Source organism: Rhodoferax sp. BLA1, assembly GCF_013416775.1.
GTDB lineage: Bacteria > Pseudomonadota > Gammaproteobacteria > Burkholderiales > Burkholderiaceae_C > Rhodoferax.
Genome location: NZ_SZVI01000009.1, coordinates 469,382 through 492,158 on the forward strand (window position 1 = coordinate 469,382; position 22,777 = coordinate 492,158).

Below are 22,777 nucleotides of genomic sequence, written 5' to 3' on the forward strand. Positions count from 1 at the left end.
GTGGCTTTTTTGTGGGCAAAGACGCGTTGATCAGGCGAAATTGGCCTGGGCAAACGACCAGTTGACCAGCTTATCGAGGAAGGTTTCGACAAACTTCGGACGCATGTTGCGGTAGTCGATGTAGTAAGCGTGTTCCCACACGTCGACCGTCAGGATGGCGGTGTCGCCAGTGGTCAGCGGGGTGCCAGCGGCGCCCATGTTGACGATGTCGAGCGAACCGTCGGCCTTTTTCACCAGCCAGGTCCAGCCCGAACCGAAGTTGCCCACAGCGGACTTCACGAAGGCTTCGCGGAAGGCGGCGTAGCTGCCCCACTTGGCGGTGATGGCGGTGGCCAGGGCGCCGGTGGGTTCACCACCGCCGTTGGGGGTCATGCAGTTCCAGAAGAAGGTGTGGTTCCAGATTTGCGCGGCGTTGTTGTAGATGCCGCCGCTGGACTTCTTGACAATCTCTTCGAGGGTGAAGTTTTCAAACTCGGTGCCTTTTTGCAGGTTGTTGAGGTTGACCACATAAGCGTTGTGGTGCTTGCCATGGTGGAATTCCAAGGTCTCTTTGGAATAGTGGGGGGCCAAAGCGTCGATGGCAAAGGGCAAAGCGGGCAAGGTGTGTTCCATAATTTCCTCAGAGTGGTTTTGCGAAAAATCAAATTGTAGAAAGTTTCAGGTGATTTGGTCGGTCACGGTCAATTCAACCGTGCCGTCCATGAGGGTGGCTGACAAGGCCTGCCCGACATGGGTCTGGCTGACACGCGTGACCGCCTGGCCTTGTCCATCACTGAGCCAGGCATAACCCCGCTCCAGCACCAGATGGGGGTCCAGCAAACCCAGGCGGAGCTGGGCACGCTCCAACCGCTGGGACTGCGTCTGTAAACCACGGCTCAAGGCCATCGGCAACTGCGCGGCCAGCCGCTGCAGATGTTGGCTGCGCAACTGCAGCGTATGCCGGGTACCACTTTGCAAACGCTGGGCACAGGCACTCAGGCGTAACTGCTGGCCCGCGAGTTTGGCCGAGGGCCGACCCAGCCGTGCCAGCGCGTTGTCCAGGCGCTGGTGTTGCCGGTCCAGGTGTCGCTCCAGGGCGTCTTGCAGGCGACGCTGCACCGCGTCCAGCGCGCCCAGCCAGGCCTCGCGCGGCTGGGCCACCAGTTCAGCTGCGGCAGTGGGGGTGGGGGCGCGCAGGTCGGCCACAAAATCGGCGATGCTGAAATCGGTTTCATGGCCCACACCACAGACCACCGGCACCGGACTGTTCGCAATGACACGGGCCAGCGCCTCGTCGTTGAAGGCCCACAGGTCTTCCAAAGCCCCACCACCGCGCACCAGCAGGATCACGTCGACCGGCGGCGGTAGCGTCACCCCACGCGCTCGCTTATAAGTAAAATCGGCCTCTAGTCCTTGTTCCACCTGGGTCAGATGGTACAAAGTTGATAGTGACTGGATCAACTCGGCGGGTGCCGCCAAGCCCTGCACCGAGGCTGGCGCCAGCACCACCGGGATGTGGGGCACACGTCGGCGCAGCGCCGTCACCACATCATGCAAGGCTGCCGCACCAAGCGAGGTGACCAGCCCGATGGCGCGTGGCATCACCGGCAAAGGCCGTTTGCGCGATGCATCAAACAGACCCTCAGCCTCCAGCTTGGCCTTGAGCAACAAAAACTGCTCAAACAGGTTGCCCTGCCCGGCGCGGCGCATGCTGTCGACAATCAGCTGCAGGTCACCACGCGGCTCATACACACCGAGTTTGCCCATCACCTCCACCAGTTCACCGTCGCGTGGCGCAAAATCCAGTGTGCTGGCGGCACGTTTGAACATGGCGCAGCGCAACTGGCCGCTGGCATCTTTCAACGTGAAATAACAGTGGCCACTGGCCGCACGCGAAAAGCCCGACAACTCGCCGCGCACCGTCACCGGGTTAAAGCGCGCCTGCAGCGCATCGGCAATCGCTCTGCACAAGGCGCCCACGGCCCACACCAGGGGTTTACCCTGTGTATTTTTTATATCAACCATGACACAAACCCGTTGACAAATGGCGTGTGCTGGAGACGCCAAATACAAGTCGTCCACAGTTTGGTGAAACTACCCGGGACCCAAAAACAGGAGCGAAGAATCTCGCAACTTCGGTAAAGACCATTGATTTCATTGAATTTTTTACTGCCTAATTTGTCATCAAGGTGTCAGGATCCAAGCTGCATGCGGCTTGCAGCCACTTGCACCAGGGCTTCTCCACAAAGTTATCCACAGAAATTGTGGGCAGTCGGTGTGCTTCACGGCACAAGGGCTGCGCCATAATTGCCCGGCTATTCTCACGAGCGGAGTCCCAATTTGTTTTCCATCATACAAGCCGCAGGCTGGCCGATCTGGCCCTTGATCGCCTGCTCCATCCTGGCGCTGGCCCTGGTGATCGAGCGTTTTCTGAGTCTCAAAGTGGCCAAGGTGGCGCCCCCCAGTTTGCTCGACGAGGTGATGACGGTGACCCGCAACGGTGTGCCCGGTGCCGAAGTCATCAACCAGCTGGAGAAAAATTCGGCCTTGGGTGAGGTGTTGGCCAGTGGCCTGCGCACCCTGACCCAGAACCCGCGCTGCAGTGACGATGAGTTGCGCGCCGGCATGGAGAGTACCGGCCGCCTGGTGGCGCACCGGCTGGAGCGTTACCTGAGTGCGTTGGCCACCATCGCCTCGGCCGCGCCGCTGATGGGTCTGTTTGGCACGGTGATTGGCATGATCGAGATTTTTGGTTCACAAACCCCCAGCGGTGCCACCGGTGGCAACCCGGCGCAGCTGGCGCATGGCATTTCGGTGGCCTTGTACAACACCGCGTTTGGCCTGATGGTGGCGATCCCGGCGCTGATTTTCTGGCGTTATTTCCGCGCCCGGGTGGATGAGTATTTGCTCACGCTGGAACTGGCCGCCGAACATCTGGCACGCCACCTGATCAGTTTGCGCAAATAAGGCTTTTTCAGCATGAACTTTCGTCCCCGCCCCAAGGAAGAGCCCGAGATCAATCTGATCCCGTTCATCGACGTGTTGCTGGTGATCCTGATCTTTTTGATGCTCTCCACCACCTACAGCAAGTTCACCGAGTTGCAGCTGCGTCTGCCGGTGGCTGATACCGAGGCGCAGCGTGATTACCCCAAAGAGGTGCTGGTCTCAGTCAGCAGTGAGGGCAACTTCAGCGTCAACAAACTGCCGGTACTGGGCCGCAGCGTGGCGGAATTGGCCGACGCTTTGCAAACGGGTGCCAAGGCAGGTGCTGAGTCGGTGGTGATCATTTACGCCGATGCCGCCGCCCGCCACCAGTCGGTCATCACGGTGATGGAGGCCGCCAAACGCGCTGGCCTGTCCCACATCACCTTTGCCACCCAGTCGTCCGGCGCCAACTAGTGCGCCGGTGCCAGCAGCAGCCTGGACAACACCCTTTTTCTCAGCCCCACGGTCGGCCCCATGCCCCCTTCACCCACCCCTGCCTGGCAGCAGACCTTGTTACGCGCCTGGACACAGCGCGGGCTGCTGGCCTGGTCGCTGTGGCCGCTGTCCCTGCTCTACCGGCTGTTGATTGGGCTACGCGCTGCCTTGTTCCATACGGGCCTGCTGGCGACACGGCGTGTGGCTGTGCCGGTGGTGATTGTGGGCAATGTGGTGGCGGGTGGCGCAGGCAAAACCCCGGTGGTGATCGCGCTGGTAGAGCATCTGCAGCGGCGTGGCATCCGGGTGGGTGTGATTTCGCGTGGTTATGGTCGCAGCCAAGCGGGTTGCCAGGAAGTCACCCTCCAGCGCGCGGCGCAAGAGGTGGGGGACGAGCCGGCACTGATCCACCGGCGTACCGGTGCACCGGTGTTTGTGGCCGAGGAACGCGTGCACGCCGCCCAGGCGTTGCTGGCGCGCCACCCACAAACCCAGATCATCCTGAGTGATGACGGGCTGCAACACCTGAGCTTGCACCGTGACCTGGAGATTGGTGTGTTTGACGAGCGCGGTGTCGGCAACGGCTTTTTGCTGCCAGCGGGGCCTTTGCGCGAGCCCTGGCCGCGTCGACTGGACCTGGTGCTGCGCTCAGGCACAGCGCCCATGTTTGATGGTTTTCGGATTCGGCGCACACTGGCTGACCATGCCGTGACGCAGGACGGCAGCCAGATCCCGCTGCATGAGCTGGCGAGCCAGCCAACTGCACCCCTGTTGGCGCTGGCCGCGATTGCCCAGCCCGAGGTGTTTTTTGCCATGCTGCGCCAGCAGGGTTTGACACTGCAGAGCACCCTGGCGCTGCCGGATCACTACGATTTCAAGAGCTTTTCAACCAATGAATACAAGGGCTACAGGCTGATTTGCACCGAAAAAGACGCGGTCAAACTGTGGCCACTGTGCCCCGATGCCCTGGCCGTGCCGCTGATGGCGGTGTTGCCAGACGAGGCCTGGCAGGCTTTTGACAGCCGGATTGAGACCCTGTTGGCCCCCGCCACGCCCCCCTGAGAAGCTATCATCACGCCATGGACACACGACTACTTGAACTGCTGGTTTGCCCGGTCACCAAAGGACCGCTTGAATACAACCGCGAGACGCAGGAACTCACCTCACGCAGTGCCCGTCTGGCCTACCCGGTGCGCGACGGCATCCCGATCCTGCTCGAAAACGAAGCCCGCACACTCACCGACGAAGAACTCGGGCTCTGAGCCCACACGCCACCACTGCACCGAGGAGTTTTCCCGTGAGTTACACCGTCTTGATCCCGGCCCGGATGGCCTCCACCCGCCTGCCCAACAAACCCCTGGCCGACATTGCCGGTGTGCCAATGGTGGTGCGGGTGGCGCAACGCGTGATGTCACTGACCCAATCGCAGGAAGCGGTGCGGGTGGTGGTGGCGACCGACAGCCCGGAGATTGTGGCGGCCTGTCAGGCCCACGCGGTGGACGCCATCCTGACCCGCGCCGACCACCCCTCGGGCTCGGACCGCCTGGCCGAGGCTTGTGGCTTGTTGGGTCTGGCCGATGACGAGATTGTGGTGAATGTCCAGGGTGACGAACCACTGATGGCACCCACCCTCGTCACCGCCGTCGCGGCCTTGTTGCAAAATACGCCGCAAGCCCATATGAGCACGGCAGCCCATACTATTGATACGGTAGCGGACTTCCACAACCCGAACTTTGTCAAAGTGGTGCTGGATGCACAGAACATGGGCCTGTATTTCAGCCGCTCACCGATCCCCTACCCGCGTGACAATCCGGCCCAGCTGCCCAGCCCGCTGCCACTGCGCCACATCGGCATTTATGGTTATCGCGTGGGTTTTCTGCGCCAGTTCCCGCAGTTGGCGCAGGCTCCGCTGGAGGTCACCGAGGCGCTGGAGCAGCTGCGGGCCTTATGGCACGGCTATCGGATCGTGGTGCATGTCACCGAACACGCCCCTGGCGCGGGGGTCGACACCCCGGAAGACCTGGCGCGCGTGCGTCAGGTTTTTGACCAGACATCGGCCAAGCTGTAAGCCACCCGGCAGCTGGCCCATGCTATTCTGAATCACCCACGTTTCGTGCTTTGGACCCGTCCAACTGAGCAGAGAACGGTTTTGACTTTTTTATAACTTCCCGAGGACACGCATGAAACTGATCTTGTTGGGCGCACCTGGCGCTGGTAAAGGCACCCAAGCCACCTTCATCTGCCAGAAATACGGCATTCCACAGATTTCCACCGGCGACATGTTGCGCGCCGCTGTCAAGGCAGGCACCCCGCTGGGCATCCAGGCCAAGGCCATCATGGACGCCGGTGCCTTGGTCAGCGACGACCTGATCATCAACCTGGTCAAGGAACGCATCACCCAGGCCGACTGCGCCAACGGCTTTTTGTTCGACGGCTTCCCGCGCACCATCCCGCAAGCCGACGCGATGAAAGCCGCCGGTGTCAAGCTGGACTATGTGCTGGAAATCGACGTGCCGTTTGATGCCATCATCGAACGCATGAGTGGCCGCCGCTCCCACCCGGCCTCTGGCCGCACCTACCATGTCAAGTTCAACCCGCCCAAAGTGGCCGGCGTGGACGACGTGACCGGTGAGCCGCTGGTGCAACGCGCCGACGACCAGGAAGAAACCGTCAAGAAACGCCTGGAGGTCTACAGCGCCCAAACCCGTCCGCTGGTGGACTACTACTCGGCCTGGGCCAAGAGCGAGCCCACAGCGGCCCCCCAATACCGCGCCATCAGCGGCACCGGCAGCGTTGAAGACATCACGGCCCGGGCCTTTGCCGCATTGGCCAGCTAAAGCTGCTTGTTCCAACACCCCAAAGCCTGATGCCCAGCCTGGGCCTCAGGCTTTTTTTATGGCCTGTGCCTTGCCAAAGGGGCGGCTGGCCTCAAAAACCCGGTCGCTTTTTTTAAAACTCGGCTGTGGCCAAAGTGATGAGAAACGTCGCTTAAAAACTCTCCCACTCATCACCACCCGCCTTGGCTTGGCTGCTGTTGCTCAAGGCTGCAGTTTGAGGTGCGGCCTTGACAGCCGCCTTCTTGGCCGGAACAAAAGCCTTGGGTGCACGGACCACCGCGCTGGTGCGCGCGGCGGGTGCTGAGAACCCACGGTCTTGCCCCGCTGCCAGTTTGAACACCGCCACCGTGCCCACCAGATCTTGCGCCTGGCTCTTGAGGCTGCTGGCGGCTGCGGCCATCTCCTCCACCAAAGCCGCATTTTGTTGCGTGGCCTGGTCCATTTGTGTTACCGCTTCACCGACCTGGCTGACACCCTGGCTTTGTTCGTTGCTGGCGGCGCTGATCTCACCCATGATGTCGGTTACCCGTTTGATCGAGTTGACCACCTCGGTCATGGTGGTACCCGCTTGATCCACCAGAGCGGTGCCTTGTTCAACGCGCTCGACGCTGTTGTTGATCAAGGTCTTGATTTCTTTGGCGGCTTCGGCACTGCGGCCAGCCAGGCTGCGCACTTCTGATGCGACGACCGCAAAGCCTCGCCCTTGCTCACCAGCGCGGGCGGCTTCCACCGCCGCGTTGAGCGCCAGGATATTGGTCTGGAACGCGATACCGTCAATCACCGAGATGATGTCGCTGATCTTTCTTGAGGCTTCGTTGATGCCTTTCATGGTGTCGACCACCTGGGCCACCACCTCACCACCTTGTACCGCCACGGTAGACGCACTCAAAGCCAGCTGGTTGGCCTGGCGCGCGTTGTCGGCGTTTTGTTTAACCGTGGAGGACAGTTCTTCCATGGAGGCAGCGGTTTCTTCTAAAGCACTGGCTTGGGATTCGGTGCGGCTGGAGAGGTCGTGGTTGCCCTGGGCGATCTCAGCGCTGGCGGTGGCCACAGACTCAGAGCCCACTCGCACTGATGAAACCACCCCAATCAGGGCAGTCTGCATACGGGCCATGGCAGCCATCACACTCGTGGTGTCACCGCTGCGAACATGCAAAGAAGCACTCAAATCACCATCTGCCACCCGGCTGGCCACATGGCTCAAGTCAGTCGGTTCAGCCCCTAGCGCACGGGTCAAGCTACGGGTAATCAGCACACCAGCCAACACAGCCAAACCAAACGCCAAAATGCAAACACCAATCAGAATATTGCGTTGCGTGATGTAGAGCGCTGCTGATTCGTCTACCAGTTGGGCTGAACGCGCTGCCGTGAACTCGGCGTAACTGGCTGCCGCTTGAGCCAAGGCCGCTAAAAGGGGACGGCATTCGGAGTTCATTTTTGCAATGGCTTCTTCATGCTGGTTGTTGAGCGCCAATTCAACAATGCCCATGGCCACCGGGGCGTAAGCCTGTTCAATTTTGTCCATCTCCCCAATCAAGCGTCGCGCCTCGTCGGGAATATCTGGCGCTTGGGCCATGCTTTTGAGCTTGGCCATGCGCTCCACCACATTTTTTTGCGCCTGCATGACCTTGTCTTTTTCGACCACCACGTCTTCTGGACGTGTGACCAATACCAAATTGCGCGCGGCAATAGCACGACTATCCACAGCTTGTTGCACACCTGAAGCCAGCAAGACACGTGTGTTGGCGCCTTTGACGTAACTGTCAAAACGGCTATCGGCATCTTTAAGCGTCTTCGCGGCAAAGCCGGAAACCAACAAGATCATCAAGGCCAAGCCACCAAACGACCAGGTCAGCTTTGCACGCACTGTTAAGTTGTTCATAAAAAATTCCAAGTAGTTGTGGCTGTATCAAGCCAATGAAAAAACCAAGCCCATCGCCGCGCTGGACATCCGCTTGTTGCTGTCCATCAGAACCAGCGTGGGGTTATTCAGCAAACCAAAGGCCTGTTGGTCACTGTTCAAAGAGATCGGTGCGATCACGCAACGCAGATTCACCGCACCCAGGACATGTTCGGGTGCATTGGCCAGATGAGTGGGGCGCTCGAACGAACGGATTCCTTGCAGCTGCAAGATATCAATGCCGTACTCCTCGTCGCCCAGTTTGAAAGCCAAAAACTCGCTGAGTGCCAGTTCTTGCGTATCGGCTTGAGAGGCCACCGTGTCTCTTGTGCTGCGAGGCACTGTTGCTGTTTGAGTCATGCGACCGCCGTGTTTGATTATTTAAAAACTACATTATTTGTCAAAATTATATATTTTTTAAAAATTCATGCACGCTATCCACTGCATGCCACTTCAAAGGCACTTCTGCGAGGCCCGTGACACAGCAAAGAGCCATGCCAGGCATGGGTTCCATGCCCGGTTGTGGATGGGGGCAGACAAGGCAAAACCTGGGCCACCAGTCAGAGCCAGCCCGACAGGTGATGCCGCCAAAAGCACCACGGAGTGGCACAACTGCAAACCCGCTAGAAGCGCAGATTCGTTCGGCGGGGTTTCACCACAAAATCCACCACATAGCGGACAGGGGCATTAGACGATCAAAAGCGACAGCAGCAACGCCACCCGTGCCTTGACCGGGGACAACCCCTGCGCGTGGGCAAATTCGCTCTGGGCAGTCGCCAACACACGGCCCCGGGCGCAGCGGGTGGAGCGCACCACCTTCACCCCTGCCTTGACGGCCTGGCGCAACGCCGCTTCCAGATCCTGGTGCATCGTGCCGTTGCCGGTGCCAGCCACCACCAGGCCACGCAGCGGCGCCACACCTTCACGTGGGCACAGCAAGGCATCCACCACCTCACCACCACAACCCGCGTAGTTCATCACAATCTCGACGCGTGGCCAGTTTGTCGCATTTGGTATATCTTTGATAGCTATATGCCCTTTATCTAAAAGGGCTAGAGGCCAATTTCGTACTAATCTGAGTTGTCCTTCCTCGACATACCCGAGCGGACCCGCGTCGCCCGAGCTGAAAGCGTCGACCTTGTAGGTGTGCTCCTTTTGCACCTCCAGGCCGCTGTGCACCGTGCCCGCACACACCACCACAACGCCATGCGCGCCGGGCGTTAGCGCCACGGCCACCGCATCCATCAGGTTTTGTGGGCCATCCGGCGTCTGCGCCGAAGCGGGCCGCATGGCGCAGGTCAGCACCACGGGTTTGGCATGGATCAGCGCGGCTGGCAAAACGGCGTGTAAAAAATAAGCGGTTTCTTCCAGCGTGTCGGTGCCGTGGGTGATGACCACGCCACTCACATCGGCCTGCGCTAGGTGGTGAACCACCCGCTGCGCCAAGCTCAGCCAGATGTCGAACCGCATGTCCTTGCTGTCCACCTGGGCCACCTGCTCACTGATCAATTCATGGCCAGACAACACACCACCTAGAGCGGGCACAGCGTCCAGCAATTGGGCCACACCCACCTGGGCTGCGGTGTAACCAATGTTGTCAGCCGCGTTGCTAGCGGTGCCCGCGATGGTGCCACCGGTGCCCAGCACCACCATTTTTTTGGAAATTAATTCAGATACCACTTGCACACTTTCAAAAACTGATTAAAAATACAGTTACTGGATAAGAAAACAGTACCACCCACAAGGAGTCAGCATGCTCACCCGTCCCAAACTGACCGACCGCCAGCAACAGATCCTGGATCTTATCCAGAGTGCCATCACACGCACAGGTGCCCCACCTACACGCGCCGAGATCGCCGCAGAGCTGGGTTTTAAGTCCGCCAACGCCGCCGAAGAGCATTTGCAGGCACTGGCCCGCAAGGGCGCCATCGAGCTGGTCAGCGGTACCTCACGCGGCATCCGGCTGCGCAGTGATGACTTGCGCTCCATCAACGAGTCGCGCAACGCCCAGTTTGCAGCCCCACTGGCAGCGCTGGCGCAGTTGGCATTGCCGCTGATTGGTAGGGTGGCGGCTGGTTCACCGATCCTCGCGCAAGAACATGTGGACAGAACCTATTACGTCGAGAACAGCCTGTTCCAGCGCAAACCCGACTACCTGCTCAAGGTGCGCGGTATGTCCATGCGCGATGCAGGCATCATGGACGGTGACTTGCTCGCAGTACAAACCACCCGCGACGCTAAAAACGGTCAGATCGTGGTGGCGCGTTTGGGTGAAGAGGTCACCGTCAAACGTTTCATGCGCAACAAAAACATCATCGAACTGCACCCTGAAAACCCGGACTACCAGACCATTGTGGTTGAACCCGGTGAGCCGTTCGAGATTGAAGGCCTGGCCGTGGGCCTGATCCGCAACACCATGCTGATGTGAACCCGCTCCACCACCCTGCCCTTCACCCCTGAACCACCCCTGTGAAAGCCCGCACCATGAACCACGCATCCACCACGTCGTCTGTTTTGCAATCGTTCAAGGTGCTTTGGCAGTGGCTGATGGCCAAGCCTGGGCAGCCGCTGCCATGGGTATCCAAGCCAGGCGCTACCTCAGACGAGGCGACTGCACCCAGCAGGACAGATGCCAGCGCTCTGGACAAACCCACCTACACCTCGGAGGCCCACAAGCTACCGGTTCGGTCCAGTCGGCCGGTACGGGTGCTGCAGGTGATGGAGTCTGGCCAAAACCCTAATCAGTCAGGACGTTTGCGGATTTCCGGGCGCATGGCCGACGTGTGTGCCGAACTTGACCGGCTGGCAGCACGTGAGGCACTGCAACACTGAAATCAGGCAATCAGGCACCCGGCGCTGTTGGTCGGGTGGGTAAAAGTTGGTAATTCTGGCAGGCAGCTTTGGTCTGCCTGATCTCGCCAAGGCACAATCGGCAGCATGAATATTGTGATTTTGGACGACTATCAGGATGTGGTGCGCAAGCTGGCGTGTGCTGCCAAGCTGGAAACGTTTCAGGCCAAGGTGTACACCAACACCGTCAAAGGACTGGGGCAATTGACCGTCAGGCTCAAAGACGCTGATGTGATCGTGCTCAACCGCGAGCGCACCCATTTGCCCCGTGCGGTGATTGAAAAGCTGCCCAAGCTCAAGCTGGTGGCACAAACTGGTCGGGTTGGCCCGCATCTGGATGTCAGTGCGTGCACCGAGCGCGGTATTGCAGTCGCAGAGGGCACCGGCTCGCCGGTGGCACCCGCCGAGCTCGCTTGGGCCTTGATCATGGCGGCCATGCGGCGCCTGCCGCATTACATTGGCAACCTCAAACATGGCGCGTGGCAACAATCGGGCTTGAAGTCCAGCGCCATGCCGATCAATTTTGGTCTTGGCGTCACCTTGAAAGGCCGCACGCTTGGCATCTGGGGTTATGGCCGCATTGGCCAGTTGGTGGCGGGTTACGGGCGCGCGTTTGGCATGCGGGTGCTGATCTGGGGCCGGGCGCCTTCGCGGGAGCGCGCCGTGCTCGACGGATTTGAGGTCACCAGCACCCGGGAAGAGCTGTTTGAGCAATGTGATGTGTTGTCTCTGCACCTGCGCCTGAACGAGGAGACCGCTGGCGTGATCAGCGCAGAAGACTTGGCCAGAATGAAACCGACCGCGCTGCTGGTCAACATCTCACGCGCCGAACTGATACAGCCCGATGCACTGCTGGGGGCACTCAATCGAGGTCGCCCCGGCATGGCCGCTGTGGATGTCTACGAGTCTGAGCCGATTCTGCAAGGCCACGCTTTATTGCGCCTGGAAAATTGTGTGTGTACACCGCATATCGGTTATGTCGAGCTTGACAGTTACGAGATGTATTTTGGTGCCGCGTTCGACAATGTGGTGAACTTCATCAAGGGGCGCCCCACCAACATCGTGAATCCCGGCGCGCTGCAGGTCAGGCGTTGAGCATCTGCACAGTCGCTTTGCCCGACTGTGCCAAACTGCCGATTCAAAAAAAAAGAAGGAACACGGACACAGCGTCTTTAAAAAATGCTGTTGTGCTAGCAGGCCAAAGTCACGCAGAATATCCCTGCGCCGTTGTGACATCGGGGCCAGACTGAAGCAGAACACACTGAAAACATCGATTTGTGTTGCTGCGGTTTGAACCACACCGATTTGCGGCACAGCTATTGCTTACAGCCATGCTTCGTTTCTTCTATTTTCGGAGTACCCAATGAAATTTGAGTTATTGATGCGCCGCCTGAGCATCCGCCTGCGTATGTGGGGTGCTATCGGCATGGTGAGTACCGCACTGTGTCTGATTGGCGGCATCGGCATCGCTGCTCAGTTGTATGCCAACAACATCACCGTCCATCTGGTCACCCGTGACGTGACCTCCATGACTGAGGTGGGGCGTCTGCAACAGGCCATGCGTGATTTGCGCATCAACGAAAAAGACATGGTGATCCAGTATGAAAACTCGGTCGAAGCCTCCAAGCACAAGGAAGCCTGGACTGCGGCTTATGCACAAATCGAAAAGTCTGCGCAAACACTGTCCCCTTTACTTCCTGAAGAGGAACAACGCCAACAGTTAACGGTGATCCTGAATGACATGCAGCTGTTCAAAACCGAGTTTGCCCCGATGGCGGCACAACTTGAAAACATGGGTTTCCCATCTGCACAGGTCGCAGCGGCCACCATTGGAAAACTTCAACCCATCATTGACCGTGCCAATGCCAGCCTCACCGCATTGGCCGCAGAACTTCAAACTGCCACAGAAACCAACCAGCAACAACTGCAGGTAACCCTGAACAAGGTGATCTGGTTGATCGTTGGTATGACGCTGTTGGTGCTGATCATCATCATTCCGCTGACGCTGGCCAACATGAATTCGATCTGCCACCCGATTGACCAGGCCGAACGTATGGCGCGCGCCATCGCCACGGGAGACTTGACAAGACAGCAAATCGATACCGGAGGAAACGACGAAACCACGCACCTGCTGGTGTCTTTGTCTGACATGCAGACCGCACTCACCCAATTGGTTGGACAAGTGCGCAACACCACCGACAGCATCGCGACCGCCAGCGCTGAAATCGCCAGTGGCAACCAGGATTTAAGTGTCAGAACCGAACTGACTGCCAACCAGTTGCAGCAATCAGCGTCCAGCATGGACCAACTCACGGCCACGGTGCGCCAATCAGCGCAAGCCTCACAACAAGCCAACCAACTGGCGGCCTCCGCTGGTCAGGTAGCGGCTCGCGGCGGCCAGGTGGTTGCGCAAGTGGTCAGTACCATGAACGACATCCAGGCCAGCTCCAGAAAGATCAGCGACATCATCAGCGTCATTGATGGCATCGCTTTTCAGACCAACATCCTGGCGTTGAATGCAGCCGTCGAAGCCGCACGAGCGGGAGAACAAGGACGCGGCTTTGCGGTGGTTGCCAGTGAGGTCCGCAGCCTGGCCGGGCGCTCGGCGGAGGCGGCCAAAGAAATCAAAGGACTGATTGGCGCCAGTGTGGAACGCATTGACGCTGGCACGCGCCTGGTCACCGATGCCGGTCACACCATGGAAGACATCGTCGCTTCTGTTCAGCGCGTGACCGACATCATGGCTGACATATCGAGGTCGTCGTCAGAACAGGACCGCGAAATCCAAGGCGTCAATGCGGCTGTTGCCAATCTGGATGAGATGACACAACAGAATGCCGCCTTGGTGGAGCAATCTGCTGCAGCGGCACAAAGCATGCGTGAACAGGCACAAGTCCTGTCCACGCTGGTGGCCACGTTCAAATTGAACGACGTCACCCAGGACACGCCCCGACTGGTTGGATCACCAACCCTGCTGACCATGTGAGACAGTGGCTCAGGAACTGAGCGCCACTGAACCCAGTGACGCTCAGCAGTCAGACAACCTTAACGTGACACATGTCTGAGCCCTGACCACAACGCATTGAGGTCCAGAAAGTTCCACTGAGCCGGGTCTTCACGGTTGACGATCTTCTCTTGCGTCGACGGGTGCGACAAGTCAATCACGCTGGGCACAATGCGCATATTGGATTTGGTGGAGAAAAAGGCCTTGATGACGGGCATGGTCAGTGACTTAGGTGACTGCTCGATCACCACACCAATGCGTCCGGACTTCAATCGAACCAGTGAGCCCACCGGATAAATGCCCATACTTTTGACAAACGCCTGAAACACCTTGGGGTCAAAGTGTCCGGCCCACTCGGCCATGCGGCGCAAGGACTCGGCCGGATCCCAGCCTGATTTGTAAGGTCGGTTGGAAGTGATGGCATCGTAAACGTCACACACCGCCGCCATCTTGGCATACAGGCTGATGTTTTCACCGTTTAACCCTTCAGGATAGCCACTGCCATCTATTTTTTCGTGATGATGGAGCACCACGTCCAGTGACACGGCATCCACAGCACTGCTGGCGGTGAGTATTTTGTAACCCTCAGCAGGATGGGAGCGCATGACGTCAAACTCAGCATCAGTCAACTTGCCAGGTTTGTTGAGCACCTTGGTCGGCATGGCGACCTTGCCCATGTCATGCAGCAGGCCAGCCATGCCGCACAGTCGTGTCTGCGTGTCATCCAAACCCATCTGCTTGGCCAAAGCCACCATCATGGCGCACACCGCCACCGAATGCATGTAGGTGTAATCATCAGCCGTTTTGAGACGAGCCAGGCTGATAATCGCCCCAGGGTTGCGCGCGATTGAGGCAGAAATGTCTTCAACCAGCTGCAGAGCCCCCCCCACGTCGACAGCTCTGCCCATGCGGGCCTCCTGAAACATGGAGACCACAGCAGCTTTGGAGCGTTGGCAAATGAGCGCGGCACGCTCCAACTCTTGGCTCGCTGGTACGGTGATGGGATGGGAGGGCGCTGGGGGCGATTGCTCAATGATGGATTGTTTGGCAACAGGCACTGAGAACGCCTCTTGCCCAATGTCGATCATCGCGCCAAGGGACACGTCCAAGCCTTTGCTGCAATCGATCATCACCTCTTTGACGCCGCTGGCCAAAATCAACTCAATGTCTTTTGGGTCCTTGAGCACAAACTCGGTACGCCAGAACGGATGATCTATCCAGGCGCCACAAAACTCCTTGAGGTGCATACCCAACTGGAGTTGATCAACTTGAATACGTTTAAGCATGTTTTGATGTTGTCAGCCTCCGCCCACCGTCGGAAAAAGCTGCGACAGCGCGACTCAACGCATCTGCCTTGCCAAAAGAGTTTGGCACAAACCTATCACCAACAACGGCCAACCAAGTCCCGTTTCGTGAATTTATTCGCAGATGCTAGGTGCATATGAGGCTCCTAGCACAATGTCACACAGCCCTTGTGGAGGTCTGACTAATGCAGATGACGGGGTTTACGCCCCCCGCCGTGGCCCATGCCACTGGAACCACCACCCGAACCGCGTGGCGGCTTACCCAGTTGCAAGGAGTTGACCAAGTCATCAAATCGCTGGCTAAACAGGCTATCGATGGCAGCAACAACACCACCGAGCTCAGCGCCATCAAAGTGACGCTCCATCAGATTGACCACATCCTGCACCAACAAGTCACGTTGCACCTGCATGATGGAAGCCGGGTCTGGTCCAACAAACAGCATGACAAAGTCATCCCGTGACTCAGCATCCGAGGCGTCTTCTTCGTCGTCCTCGTCAAACTCTGTATCGTAAAAAGTCACCTCAATGGCGGCGCCAGATTGCGCCACATCATTGAGGTTCATGCACATTTCATCCAACGCCTGACGAAAGTCGTCGTCACCTTCGACAGTCCAGCACATTTGCAACAAATGCTCCTGGGAATCAAACTTGATACCGGGCTCATCTTCGTAAAAGCTGCCAGACGCTGCAACCAAAGATTTGGCACCCGCATATTTCCAAAGCGGCTTGAGTGCGTCCTGCAGATTGTCAAACGTCACATCGGTGCGTAAAGCCACCTGACCATGGACATGAATTTCAAAAGGGGCGTTATAACGTGCCATAGAGCTGGAGTTTAGTGGTGCCCGAGACCGGAATCGAACCGGTACGCCCGTTATTCACGAAGCGGCGGATTTTAAGTCCGATGTGTCTACCTATTTCACCACTCGGGCACGGGTCTATTGTGAAACAAAAAAGCCCCGCACATGAAACTTGCGAGGCTTGCTTGAGCATTTTTGAGCCCGTATCTGGAGGCGCGACCCAGAGTCGAACTGGGCTAGACGGATTTGCAATCCGTTGCATAACCGATTTGCTATCGCGCCAAAACTTTGACAAAAAAGGGAAGCGGCAGCTTCCCTTTTGAAATATCTGGAGCGGGAAAAGAGTCTCGAACTCTCGACCTCAACCTTGGCAAGGTTGCGCTCTACCAACTGAGCTATTCCCGCAAGAATGCAAACCTAAGTTCACATCAAATAAAACCTGGAGCGGGAAAAGAGTCTCGAACTCTCGACCTCAACCTTGGCAAGGTTGCGCTCTACCAACTGAGCTATTCCCGCGTTGCAAGCCCATTAGTATAAGATAAAAATGGGCTTGTTTGATCTAAAAATTAAAAACTTTGTCAGTGTTTCACGGCACCTGACAGTTGTGCGGGTTCAATCACCACATCCGTCGATGCGGCAGCGACAGGTTCATCTTCGGGCAGCGGTGTTGGCATACGCTCAAGCGCAATTTCCAAAACCTTGTCAATCCAGCGTACCGGCACAATTTCAAGCCCATTCTTGACGTTCTCAGGAATGTCTTGCAAGTCCTTGGCGTTTTCTTCAGGGATCAACACCGTCTTGACGTTGCCCCGCAACGCGGCCAGCAGTTTTTCTTTCAAACCACCAATAGCCGTGACCTCACCCCGCAAGGTGATCTCACCAGTCATCGCCACGTCACACCGCACTGGAATACCTGTCATGGCGGACACAAAGGCAGTGGTCATGGCAGCACCTGCACTCGGACCATCTTTAGGCGTTGCACCATCAGGGACGTGAATGTGGATGTCTTTCTTCTCAAAAAACTCATCCTTGATCCCCAACCTGCGAGAGCGACTGCGCACCACCGTGCGCGCCGCCTCGACTGACTCTTTCATCACATCACCCAAAGAGCCGGTACGCGTGATCACACCCTTGCCAGGCATCATGGCTGCCTCAATGGTCAACAAGTCACCTCCGACCTCGGTCCAGGCCAGCCCCACCACCTGACCCACCTGATTCTTCTTCTCGGCACGGCCATAGTCGTACTTTCGCACACCCAGAAAATCGTTCAGATTGGCACCGTTCACCGTGACCAGACCCGCCATTTTCTTGAGCTGCAAACCCTTGACAACCTTGCGGCAGATTTTTGAAATTTCTCGTTCCAAAGAACGTACACCTGCCTCACGTGTGTAATACCGCACGATGTCACGTACCGCTTCTTCAGTCACCAGCAGTTCAGACTCCTTCACACCATTGTTCTGGAGCTGCTTGGGCAACAGGTACTTGATCGCGATGTTGGTTTTTTCATCCTCGGTGTAACCCGCCAAACGAATGACCTCCATGCGATCCAGCAGCGCCGGTGGAATGTTCATGGAATTCGATGTCGCCACAAACATCACGTCACTCAAATCAAAGTCAACCTCGACGTAGTGGTCGCCAAACTTGTGGTTTTGCTCAGGGTCCAGCACTTCCAGCAACGCACTCGAAGGGTCACCCCGGAAGTCTGTCCCCAACTTGTCAATTTCATCCAACAAAAACAAGGGATTACGCGTACCCACCTTGGACAGGCTTTGCAGCACTTTGCCTGGCATGGCGCCAATGTAGGTGCGTCGATGACCCCGGATTTCGGCCTCATCACGCATACCACCCAGCGCCATGCGCACATACTTGCGCCCGGTGGCCTTGGCAATGGATTGCCCCAGCGAGGTCTTTCCTACGCCCGGTGGCCCGACCAAGCAAAGGATAGGTGCCTTGACCTTGTCCACCCGTTGTTGCACCGCAAGGTATTCCAGGATACGGTCTTTGACCTTGTCCAGCCCGTAATGGTCTTCGTTCAACACAGCCTCGGCATTAGCCAAGTTGTGTTTGATCTTGGTCTTGGTGGCCCATGGCATACCGGTGAGCACATCAATGTAATTGCGCACCACTGTTGCTTCGGCCGACATGGGCGACATCAATTTGAGCTTTTTGAGTTCAGCCTCAGCCTTCTTCAAGGCCTCTTTCGGCATCTTGGCTGACTTGATCTTCTTCTCGATCTCTTCAATGTCAGCGCCGTCTTCACCTTCGCCAAGCTCTTTCTGAATGGCTTTCACCTGCTCATTCAAATAGAAATCGCGTTGGTTCTTCTCCATCTGCCGTTTGACCCGGCCACGAATTTTCTTGTCCACATTCAGAATGTCGACTTCGCGTTCAATCTGACCATAGAGGTTTTCCAGACGATCCTTGATGCTGGCCAGTTCTAAAACAGCCTGCTTGCTTTCAAGCTTCAAAGGCAGATGTGCTGCGATGGTGTCCGTCATACGACCTGGATCGTCGATGCTGGCAATCGAGGTCAAAATTTCTGGCGGGATCTTCTTGTTGAGCTTGACGTACTGGTCAAACTGTTGCATCACCGCGCGGCGCAGGGCCTCGATTTCACTGGCCTTGTTCTTGGATTTGCCTTCAGCCTCAGCAATAACCTCGACCGGTGTGATGCTGGCGACAAAATAAGACTCACCATCGGCCACTTTGGTCACCACCGCACGTTGCTGCCCCTCGACCAACACCTTGACCGTGCCATCGGGGAGCTTGAGCATCTGCAAGATGGTGGAGATACAACCAACATCAAACATGTCCGTGACCAACGGGTCATCCTTGGCAGCCGCTTTTTGCGCCACCAACATGATGCGCCGATCGACACTCATGGCTGCTTCAAGCGCTTTGATGCTCTTGGGACGACCCACAAAAAGCGGGATGACCATGTGGGGAAAAACCACCACATCGCGCAATGGCAACAGCGGCAAATCAAGAGAATCAGCAGGTAATGGTGTGTGGTCAGACATAAAACATCCTTTTGTTACCTGTCGGATATGGAGCGGCGTGGCCGCATTTCAAGCGGCCAGCCCATTATCAGCAGGTCATAAAAACGCGATGGGGGCAAAAAACCCCCGAAGACAGACCAAATCAAGCCTTTTTGGCCACTTCGCGGTACACCAGCAAAGGTGGCTTGTTTTCTTCGATGGTGGATTCGTCAAGCACCACTTTCTCAACGTTCGAGGCATTGGGCAAATCGAACATGGTGTCGATCAGTGCCAGTTCCAGAATAGAGCGCAAACCGCGCGCACCTGTTTTACGAGCCAGCGCCTTTTTGGCGATGGCATTCAAGGCCGACGGGCGGATTTCGAGATCAACCCCCTCCATCGCGAGCAACTTGCTGTACTGCTTGACCAAGGCGTTTTTTGGCTCCGTCAATATCTGCACCAGCGTCTCTTCGCTGAGTTCACCCAATGTCGCGACCACGGGCATACGGCCCACCAGTTCTGGGATCAAGCCAAACTTGATCAAATCTTCTGGCTCAACCTCTTTGAACACCTCGGTCAGATTGCGGATTTGCTTGCTTTTAACGGCAGCACCAAATCCGATGCCCGATGATTCTGTGCGGTTGTCGATGACTTTTTCCAAGCCAGCAAAAGCACCACCGCAGATAAACAAAATGTTGGTAGTGTCAACCTGAACAAAATCCTGATTGGGGTGTTTGCGCCCGCCTTGCGGAGGCACACTGGCCATGGTGCCTTCAATCAGCTTCAGCAATGCCTGCTGGACACCCTCGCCCGACACGTCACGGGTGATCGATGGGTTGTCAGATTTGCGTGAAATCTTGTCAATTTCATCGATGTAAACAATCCCGCGCTGCGCACGCTCCACCTCGTAGTTACAACTTTGCAGCAGTTTGAGGACGATGTTTTCGACGTCTTCACCCACATAACCTGCTTCGGTCAAGGTGGTGGCGTCCGCCATGACAAACGGCACATCCAGCATGCGAGCCAAGGTTTGCGCCAACAGTGTCTTGCCCGAACCCGTGGGACCAATCAGCAAGATATTGCTTTTGGACAACTCCACATCGTCTTTGGAAGACTTTTCCTGGTGCTTCAAGCGCTTGTAATGGTTGTAAACCGCCACCGCCAAAATACGTTTGGCCGGCTCCTGACCAATCACATAGTTGTCCAGATTGGCCTTGATTTCGGCCGGCGTGGGCAACTCGTTCTTGCCAACGGTGTCAGTGGACTGAGGCAACTCATCACGAATGATTTCGTTGCAGAGCTCAATACACTCATCACAGACAAAAACCGAGGGGCCAGCAATCAGTTTCTTGACTTCATGCTGGCTCTTGCCACAAAACGAGCAATACAGCGTTTTTTCGCCGGAGGAGCCTTTTTTTTCGGCCATTTGAACTACGCCCTTTTTGAGATAACCTGGTCAATCAGACCATATTCCTTGGATTCATCAGCCGACATGTAGTAGTCACGTTCGGTGTCGCGTTCAACACGTTCCAGCGGTTGCCCTGTGCGCTCTGCCAAAATTTTGTTGAGCTGCTCACGGGTTTTCAGAATTTCACGCGCCTGAATTTCGATTTCTGTCGCCTGACCCTGGCTGCCGCCAGACGGTTGATGAATCATGATCTTGGAGTTGGGCAGTGAAAACCGTTTGCCTTTTTCACCTGCTGCAAGCAGAAACGCACCCATGCTGGCGGCAAAACCAGTGCACAGTGTGGACACCTGCGGCTTGATGAAATTCATGGTGTCGTAAATTGCCATACCGGCGCTCACGGAGCCACCTGGCGAGTTGATGTAGAACGAAATGTCCTTGTCCGGATTTTCACTCTCCAAAAACAACAACTGCGCCACCACCAGATTGGCCACATGGTCATTAACCGGGCCGACCAAAAAAATGACACGTTCCTTGAGCAGACGCGAGTAAATGTCGTAAGAACGTTCACCACGGCCTGACTGCTCAATCACCATGGGCACCATGCCCAAATTCTGTATGTCCATTGCACTCCCGCGAAGGTTTGGGTTAGATCTCAAAAACTGGCTCTACTGTAGCTAAAAACACAAGCCAATAAATGAAATGGGGCTTGTTTGTCTGACTACAAGCCAGACCCAAGCCCCAATTTAAAGACCGACAGTGGCAAACGCTTAGTTTTGCGCCATCAGCTCGTCAAAGCCAACCGCTTTTTCAGTCACTTTAGCCTGAGACAACACGAAGTCAGTCACGTTGTTTTCCAGAACAATGGCTTCCACCTCGGCCAGACGCTTGTTGTCGCCGAAATACCAACGCGACACTTCGGCGGGTTTTTCGTAGCTGGCAGCCAACTCATCCACATGGGCCTTGATTTGCTCCATCTTGGCTTGCAAGCTGTTGGCACGCACCAACTCAGCCACCACCAGACCCAAACGCACACGGCGCTCAGCTTGGGGACGGAACACATCGTCGGGAATCGTGACCTTGTCCGCATCTTTGATACCGCGTTGCTTGAGGTCAGCGCGAGCACCTTCGAGCAAACGGGCAATTTCAGCCTGAACGCTGGCATTGGGCAAGTCGAGTTCAGCCTTGGCCACCAGCGCATCCATCACGGCGGTCTTGTTACGAGCCAGCAAGCGGAACTTCACTTCACGCTCCAGGTTCTTCTTGATGTCAGCGCGCAAACCTTGCACGGTGGCATCTTCAATACCGAGCGATTTGGCCAGCGCATCATCCACCTCTGGCAGATGAGCCGCTTCGATCTTCTTGACCGTGACCATGAAGTCAGCAGTTTTGCCCGCCACATCCTTGCCATGGTAGTCAGCAGGAAAGGCCAACGGGAAGGTCTTGCTCTCGCCCGACTTCAGACCCAAGGTGGCTTCCTCAAACTCCTTGAGCATCTGGCCATCACCCAGGATGAACTGAAAGTCTTGCGCCTTGCCACCATCAAACGGCTCACCGTCAATTTTTCCTTCAAAATCAACGGTAACGCGGTCACCCGTAGCAGCCTGGCTGTCATGGGCGCGCTGGGAGAAAGTGCGACGTTGCTTACGCAGGATCTCGAGGGTTTTATCGATGGCGGCGTCGGTCACCTCGGTGGTGATTTTTTCCACCTCAGCGGTACTCAAATCACCGATCTTGACTTCAGGATAAACCTCAAAAACGGCTTCAAAAGCCAACTCACCCTCGGGCGCACCGTCTTTTTCGTTGATCTTGGGCTGACCTGCCACGCGCAATTTCGCTTCGTTGGCGGCATTAAAAAACGCCTCACCCACCTTGTCGTTCATCACTTCGTATTGGACCGAATAGCCGTAACGCTGGGCCACCACATTCATCGGCACCTTACCCGGGCGAAAACCATCCATCTTCACGGTGCGGGCCATCTTCTTCAAACGTGCACTGACCTCCGCCTGAATGGTGTCCAGGGGCAGGCTCAACGTCATTTTGCGTTCGAGCTTCTCAAGAGTTTCTACAGCAACGGCCATCTTTCATCTCCAAAAATATGAGTGGTGCGCGGGGCGGGACTCGAACCCGCACACTGTTGCCAGCGTCAGGACCTAAACCTGGTGCGTCTACCAATTTCGCCACCCGCGCAAATTAATGGGGGCTGGTAAAAACCGCCCCCAGAAATTGGTCAGCCTTGGATTTTAACCTGAGGCACAGCCCCCACTTGCTCCACCCCATCGCTTAAATCTTGAGAAATTGCC

The 22,777-nt window shown here is 56.8% G+C and carries 21 protein-coding genes and 5 tRNA genes; 10 read left to right on the forward strand and 16 right to left on the reverse strand.

Features of this window, described 5'->3' with window-relative positions; all coding sequences use genetic code 11:
* Positions 1-30: 30 nt before the first annotated feature.
* Together FDG13_RS21120 and xseA are read right to left on the reverse strand one after the other, a co-directional pair.
* Positions 31-612 carry a superoxide dismutase gene (locus FDG13_RS21120; protein ID WP_242473136.1) on the reverse strand — a complete coding sequence of 194 codons (582 nt, stop codon included), beginning with the start codon at positions 610-612 and terminating at the stop codon, positions 31-33.
* A gap of 45 nt (positions 613-657) precedes the next feature.
* Positions 658-2,004 carry an exodeoxyribonuclease VII large subunit gene (xseA, locus tag FDG13_RS10675; protein WP_255435191.1) on the reverse strand — a complete coding sequence of 449 codons (1,347 nt, stop codon included), beginning with the start codon at positions 2,002-2,004 and terminating at the stop codon, positions 658-660.
* Between the two features lie 315 nt (positions 2,005-2,319).
* Here xseA and FDG13_RS10680 point away from each other — a divergent pair, with 315 nt between their 5' ends.
* From FDG13_RS10680 to adk, 6 genes are all read left to right on the forward strand, one after another.
* On the forward strand, positions 2,320-2,946 hold the full coding sequence (locus tag FDG13_RS10680) for a MotA/TolQ/ExbB proton channel family protein (RefSeq protein ID WP_078363407.1): 627 nt from the start codon (positions 2,320-2,322) through the stop codon (positions 2,944-2,946).
* A 12-nt stretch (positions 2,947-2,958) separates the two neighbouring features.
* The gene (locus FDG13_RS10685) at positions 2,959-3,378 is read left to right on the forward strand and encodes a biopolymer transporter ExbD (protein WP_078363408.1); all 420 of its coding nucleotides are present in this window, start codon (positions 2,959-2,961) and stop codon (positions 3,376-3,378) included.
* Between the two features lie 60 nt (positions 3,379-3,438).
* Positions 3,439-4,461 carry a tetraacyldisaccharide 4'-kinase gene (gene lpxK, locus FDG13_RS10690; protein WP_180127455.1) on the forward strand — a complete coding sequence of 341 codons (1,023 nt, stop codon included), beginning with the start codon at positions 3,439-3,441 and terminating at the stop codon, positions 4,459-4,461.
* A gap of 17 nt (positions 4,462-4,478) precedes the next feature.
* Positions 4,479-4,661: a Trm112 family protein gene (locus FDG13_RS10695; protein ID WP_075587109.1), complete on the forward strand. Its 183-nt coding sequence runs from the start codon at positions 4,479-4,481 to the stop codon at positions 4,659-4,661.
* A 35-nt stretch (positions 4,662-4,696) separates the two neighbouring features.
* Entirely contained in the window at positions 4,697-5,467 is a 771-nt protein-coding gene (gene kdsB / locus FDG13_RS10700) for a 3-deoxy-manno-octulosonate cytidylyltransferase (RefSeq protein ID WP_078363410.1), read from the forward strand.
* A gap of 112 nt (positions 5,468-5,579) precedes the next feature.
* On the forward strand, positions 5,580-6,236 hold the full coding sequence (gene adk / locus FDG13_RS10705; protein WP_180127457.1) for an adenylate kinase: 657 nt from the start codon (positions 5,580-5,582) through the stop codon (positions 6,234-6,236).
* A 151-nt stretch (positions 6,237-6,387) separates the two neighbouring features.
* Here adk and FDG13_RS21305 read toward each other — a convergent pair whose 3' ends face one another.
* The 3 genes from FDG13_RS21305 to FDG13_RS10720 form a co-directional block, all read right to left on the reverse strand.
* Complete coding sequence (locus FDG13_RS21305) at positions 6,388-8,118, reverse strand: methyl-accepting chemotaxis protein (RefSeq protein ID WP_180127459.1); 1,731 nt, start codon at positions 8,116-8,118, stop codon at positions 6,388-6,390.
* A gap of 27 nt (positions 8,119-8,145) precedes the next feature.
* Positions 8,146-8,496, reverse strand: a complete 351-nt coding sequence (locus tag FDG13_RS10715) for a chemotaxis protein CheW (protein ID WP_180127461.1) — start codon at positions 8,494-8,496, stop codon at positions 8,146-8,148.
* 327 nt (positions 8,497-8,823) lie between these two features.
* Positions 8,824-9,789 carry an asparaginase gene (locus FDG13_RS10720; RefSeq protein WP_180127565.1) on the reverse strand — a complete coding sequence of 322 codons (966 nt, stop codon included), beginning with the start codon at positions 9,787-9,789 and terminating at the stop codon, positions 8,824-8,826.
* 100 nt (positions 9,790-9,889) lie between these two features.
* Between FDG13_RS10720 and lexA the strand changes: the two genes are divergently transcribed.
* The 4 genes from lexA (at position 9,890) to FDG13_RS10740 (ending at position 13,972) form a co-directional block, all read left to right on the forward strand.
* Positions 9,890-10,564, forward strand: a complete 675-nt coding sequence (gene lexA / locus FDG13_RS10725; RefSeq protein ID WP_180127463.1) for a transcriptional repressor LexA — start codon at positions 9,890-9,892, stop codon at positions 10,562-10,564.
* 56 nt (positions 10,565-10,620) lie between these two features.
* The gene (locus FDG13_RS10730; RefSeq protein WP_180127465.1) at positions 10,621-10,968 is read left to right on the forward strand and encodes a hypothetical protein; all 348 of its coding nucleotides are present in this window, start codon (positions 10,621-10,623) and stop codon (positions 10,966-10,968) included.
* 105 nt (positions 10,969-11,073) lie between these two features.
* The gene (locus FDG13_RS10735) at positions 11,074-12,081 is read left to right on the forward strand and encodes a D-2-hydroxyacid dehydrogenase family protein (RefSeq protein ID WP_180127467.1); all 1,008 of its coding nucleotides are present in this window, start codon (positions 11,074-11,076) and stop codon (positions 12,079-12,081) included.
* A 268-nt stretch (positions 12,082-12,349) separates the two neighbouring features.
* On the forward strand, positions 12,350-13,972 hold the full coding sequence (locus FDG13_RS10740) for a methyl-accepting chemotaxis protein (protein ID WP_180127469.1): 1,623 nt from the start codon (positions 12,350-12,352) through the stop codon (positions 13,970-13,972).
* A 59-nt stretch (positions 13,973-14,031) separates the two neighbouring features.
* On the opposite strand, the gene FDG13_RS10745 is transcribed toward FDG13_RS10740, so the two are convergent.
* From FDG13_RS10745 to FDG13_RS10795, 11 genes are all read right to left on the reverse strand, one after another.
* On the reverse strand, positions 14,032-15,276 hold the full coding sequence (locus tag FDG13_RS10745) for an HD-GYP domain-containing protein (RefSeq protein WP_180127472.1): 1,245 nt from the start codon (positions 15,274-15,276) through the stop codon (positions 14,032-14,034).
* 200 nt (positions 15,277-15,476) lie between these two features.
* On the reverse strand, positions 15,477-16,115 hold the full coding sequence (locus FDG13_RS10750) for a DUF6806 family protein (protein WP_180127474.1): 639 nt from the start codon (positions 16,113-16,115) through the stop codon (positions 15,477-15,479).
* 15 nt (positions 16,116-16,130) lie between these two features.
* A tRNA-Leu gene (locus FDG13_RS10755) sits at positions 16,131-16,223 on the reverse strand.
* Positions 16,224-16,299: 76 nt separating this feature from the next.
* Positions 16,300-16,373, reverse strand: a tRNA-Cys gene (locus FDG13_RS10760).
* Between the two features lie 47 nt (positions 16,374-16,420).
* Positions 16,421-16,496: transfer RNA gene (locus tag FDG13_RS10765), tRNA-Gly, on the reverse strand.
* 35 nt (positions 16,497-16,531) lie between these two features.
* Positions 16,532-16,607, reverse strand: a tRNA-Gly gene (locus FDG13_RS10770).
* Positions 16,608-16,669: 62 nt separating this feature from the next.
* Entirely contained in the window at positions 16,670-19,111 is a 2,442-nt protein-coding gene (gene lon / locus FDG13_RS10775; protein WP_180127475.1) for an endopeptidase La, read from the reverse strand.
* Between the two features lie 121 nt (positions 19,112-19,232).
* A complete protein-coding gene (gene clpX / locus FDG13_RS10780; RefSeq protein ID WP_180127477.1) occupies positions 19,233-20,495 on the reverse strand; it encodes an ATP-dependent Clp protease ATP-binding subunit ClpX in 1,263 nt (420 codons plus the stop codon).
* Between the two features lie 5 nt (positions 20,496-20,500).
* Entirely contained in the window at positions 20,501-21,100 is a 600-nt protein-coding gene (gene clpP, locus FDG13_RS10785; RefSeq protein WP_304621513.1) for an ATP-dependent Clp endopeptidase proteolytic subunit ClpP, read from the reverse strand.
* Positions 21,101-21,244: 144 nt separating this feature from the next.
* Entirely contained in the window at positions 21,245-22,555 is a 1,311-nt protein-coding gene (tig, locus tag FDG13_RS10790) for a trigger factor (protein ID WP_180127479.1), read from the reverse strand.
* 22 nt (positions 22,556-22,577) lie between these two features.
* Positions 22,578-22,664 (reverse strand) — tRNA-Leu (locus FDG13_RS10795).
* Between the last annotated feature and the right edge of the window lie 113 nt (positions 22,665-22,777).

Coding starts and splice junctions, on each gene's coding strand:
- tig (WP_180127479.1), bottom strand. CDS start 22,555: ATGGCCGTTGCTGTAGAAACTCTTGAGAAGCTCGAACGCAAAATGACG.
- FDG13_RS10685 (WP_078363408.1), top strand. CDS start 2,959: ATGAACTTTCGTCCCCGCCCCAAGGAAGAGCCCGAGATCAATCTGATC.
- FDG13_RS10750 (WP_180127474.1), bottom strand. CDS start 16,115: ATGGCACGTTATAACGCCCCTTTTGAAATTCATGTCCATGGTCAGGTG.
- FDG13_RS21305 (WP_180127459.1), bottom strand. CDS start 8,118: ATGAACAACTTAACAGTGCGTGCAAAGCTGACCTGGTCGTTTGGTGGC.
- clpP (WP_304621513.1), bottom strand. CDS start 21,100: ATGGACATACAGAATTTGGGCATGGTGCCCATGGTGATTGAGCAGTCA.
- lexA (WP_180127463.1), top strand. CDS start 9,890: ATGCTCACCCGTCCCAAACTGACCGACCGCCAGCAACAGATCCTGGAT.
- FDG13_RS10740 (WP_180127469.1), top strand. CDS start 12,350: ATGAAATTTGAGTTATTGATGCGCCGCCTGAGCATCCGCCTGCGTATG.
- FDG13_RS10715 (WP_180127461.1), bottom strand. CDS start 8,496: ATGACTCAAACAGCAACAGTGCCTCGCAGCACAAGAGACACGGTGGCC.
- FDG13_RS10735 (WP_180127467.1), top strand. CDS start 11,074: ATGAATATTGTGATTTTGGACGACTATCAGGATGTGGTGCGCAAGCTG.
- xseA (WP_255435191.1), bottom strand. CDS start 2,004: ATGGTTGATATAAAAAATACACAGGGTAAACCCCTGGTGTGGGCCGTG.
- adk (WP_180127457.1), top strand. CDS start 5,580: ATGAAACTGATCTTGTTGGGCGCACCTGGCGCTGGTAAAGGCACCCAA.
- FDG13_RS10695 (WP_075587109.1), top strand. CDS start 4,479: ATGGACACACGACTACTTGAACTGCTGGTTTGCCCGGTCACCAAAGGA.
- FDG13_RS21120 (WP_242473136.1), bottom strand. CDS start 612: ATGGAACACACCTTGCCCGCTTTGCCCTTTGCCATCGACGCTTTGGCC.
- lpxK (WP_180127455.1), top strand. CDS start 3,439: ATGCCCCCTTCACCCACCCCTGCCTGGCAGCAGACCTTGTTACGCGCC.
- FDG13_RS10730 (WP_180127465.1), top strand. CDS start 10,621: ATGAACCACGCATCCACCACGTCGTCTGTTTTGCAATCGTTCAAGGTG.
- lon (WP_180127475.1), bottom strand. CDS start 19,111: ATGTCTGACCACACACCATTACCTGCTGATTCTCTTGATTTGCCGCTG.
- FDG13_RS10745 (WP_180127472.1), bottom strand. CDS start 15,276: ATGCTTAAACGTATTCAAGTTGATCAACTCCAGTTGGGTATGCACCTC.
- FDG13_RS10720 (WP_180127565.1), bottom strand. CDS start 9,789: ATGGTGGTGCTGGGCACCGGTGGCACCATCGCGGGCACCGCTAGCAAC.
- clpX (WP_180127477.1), bottom strand. CDS start 20,495: ATGGCCGAAAAAAAAGGCTCCTCCGGCGAAAAAACGCTGTATTGCTCG.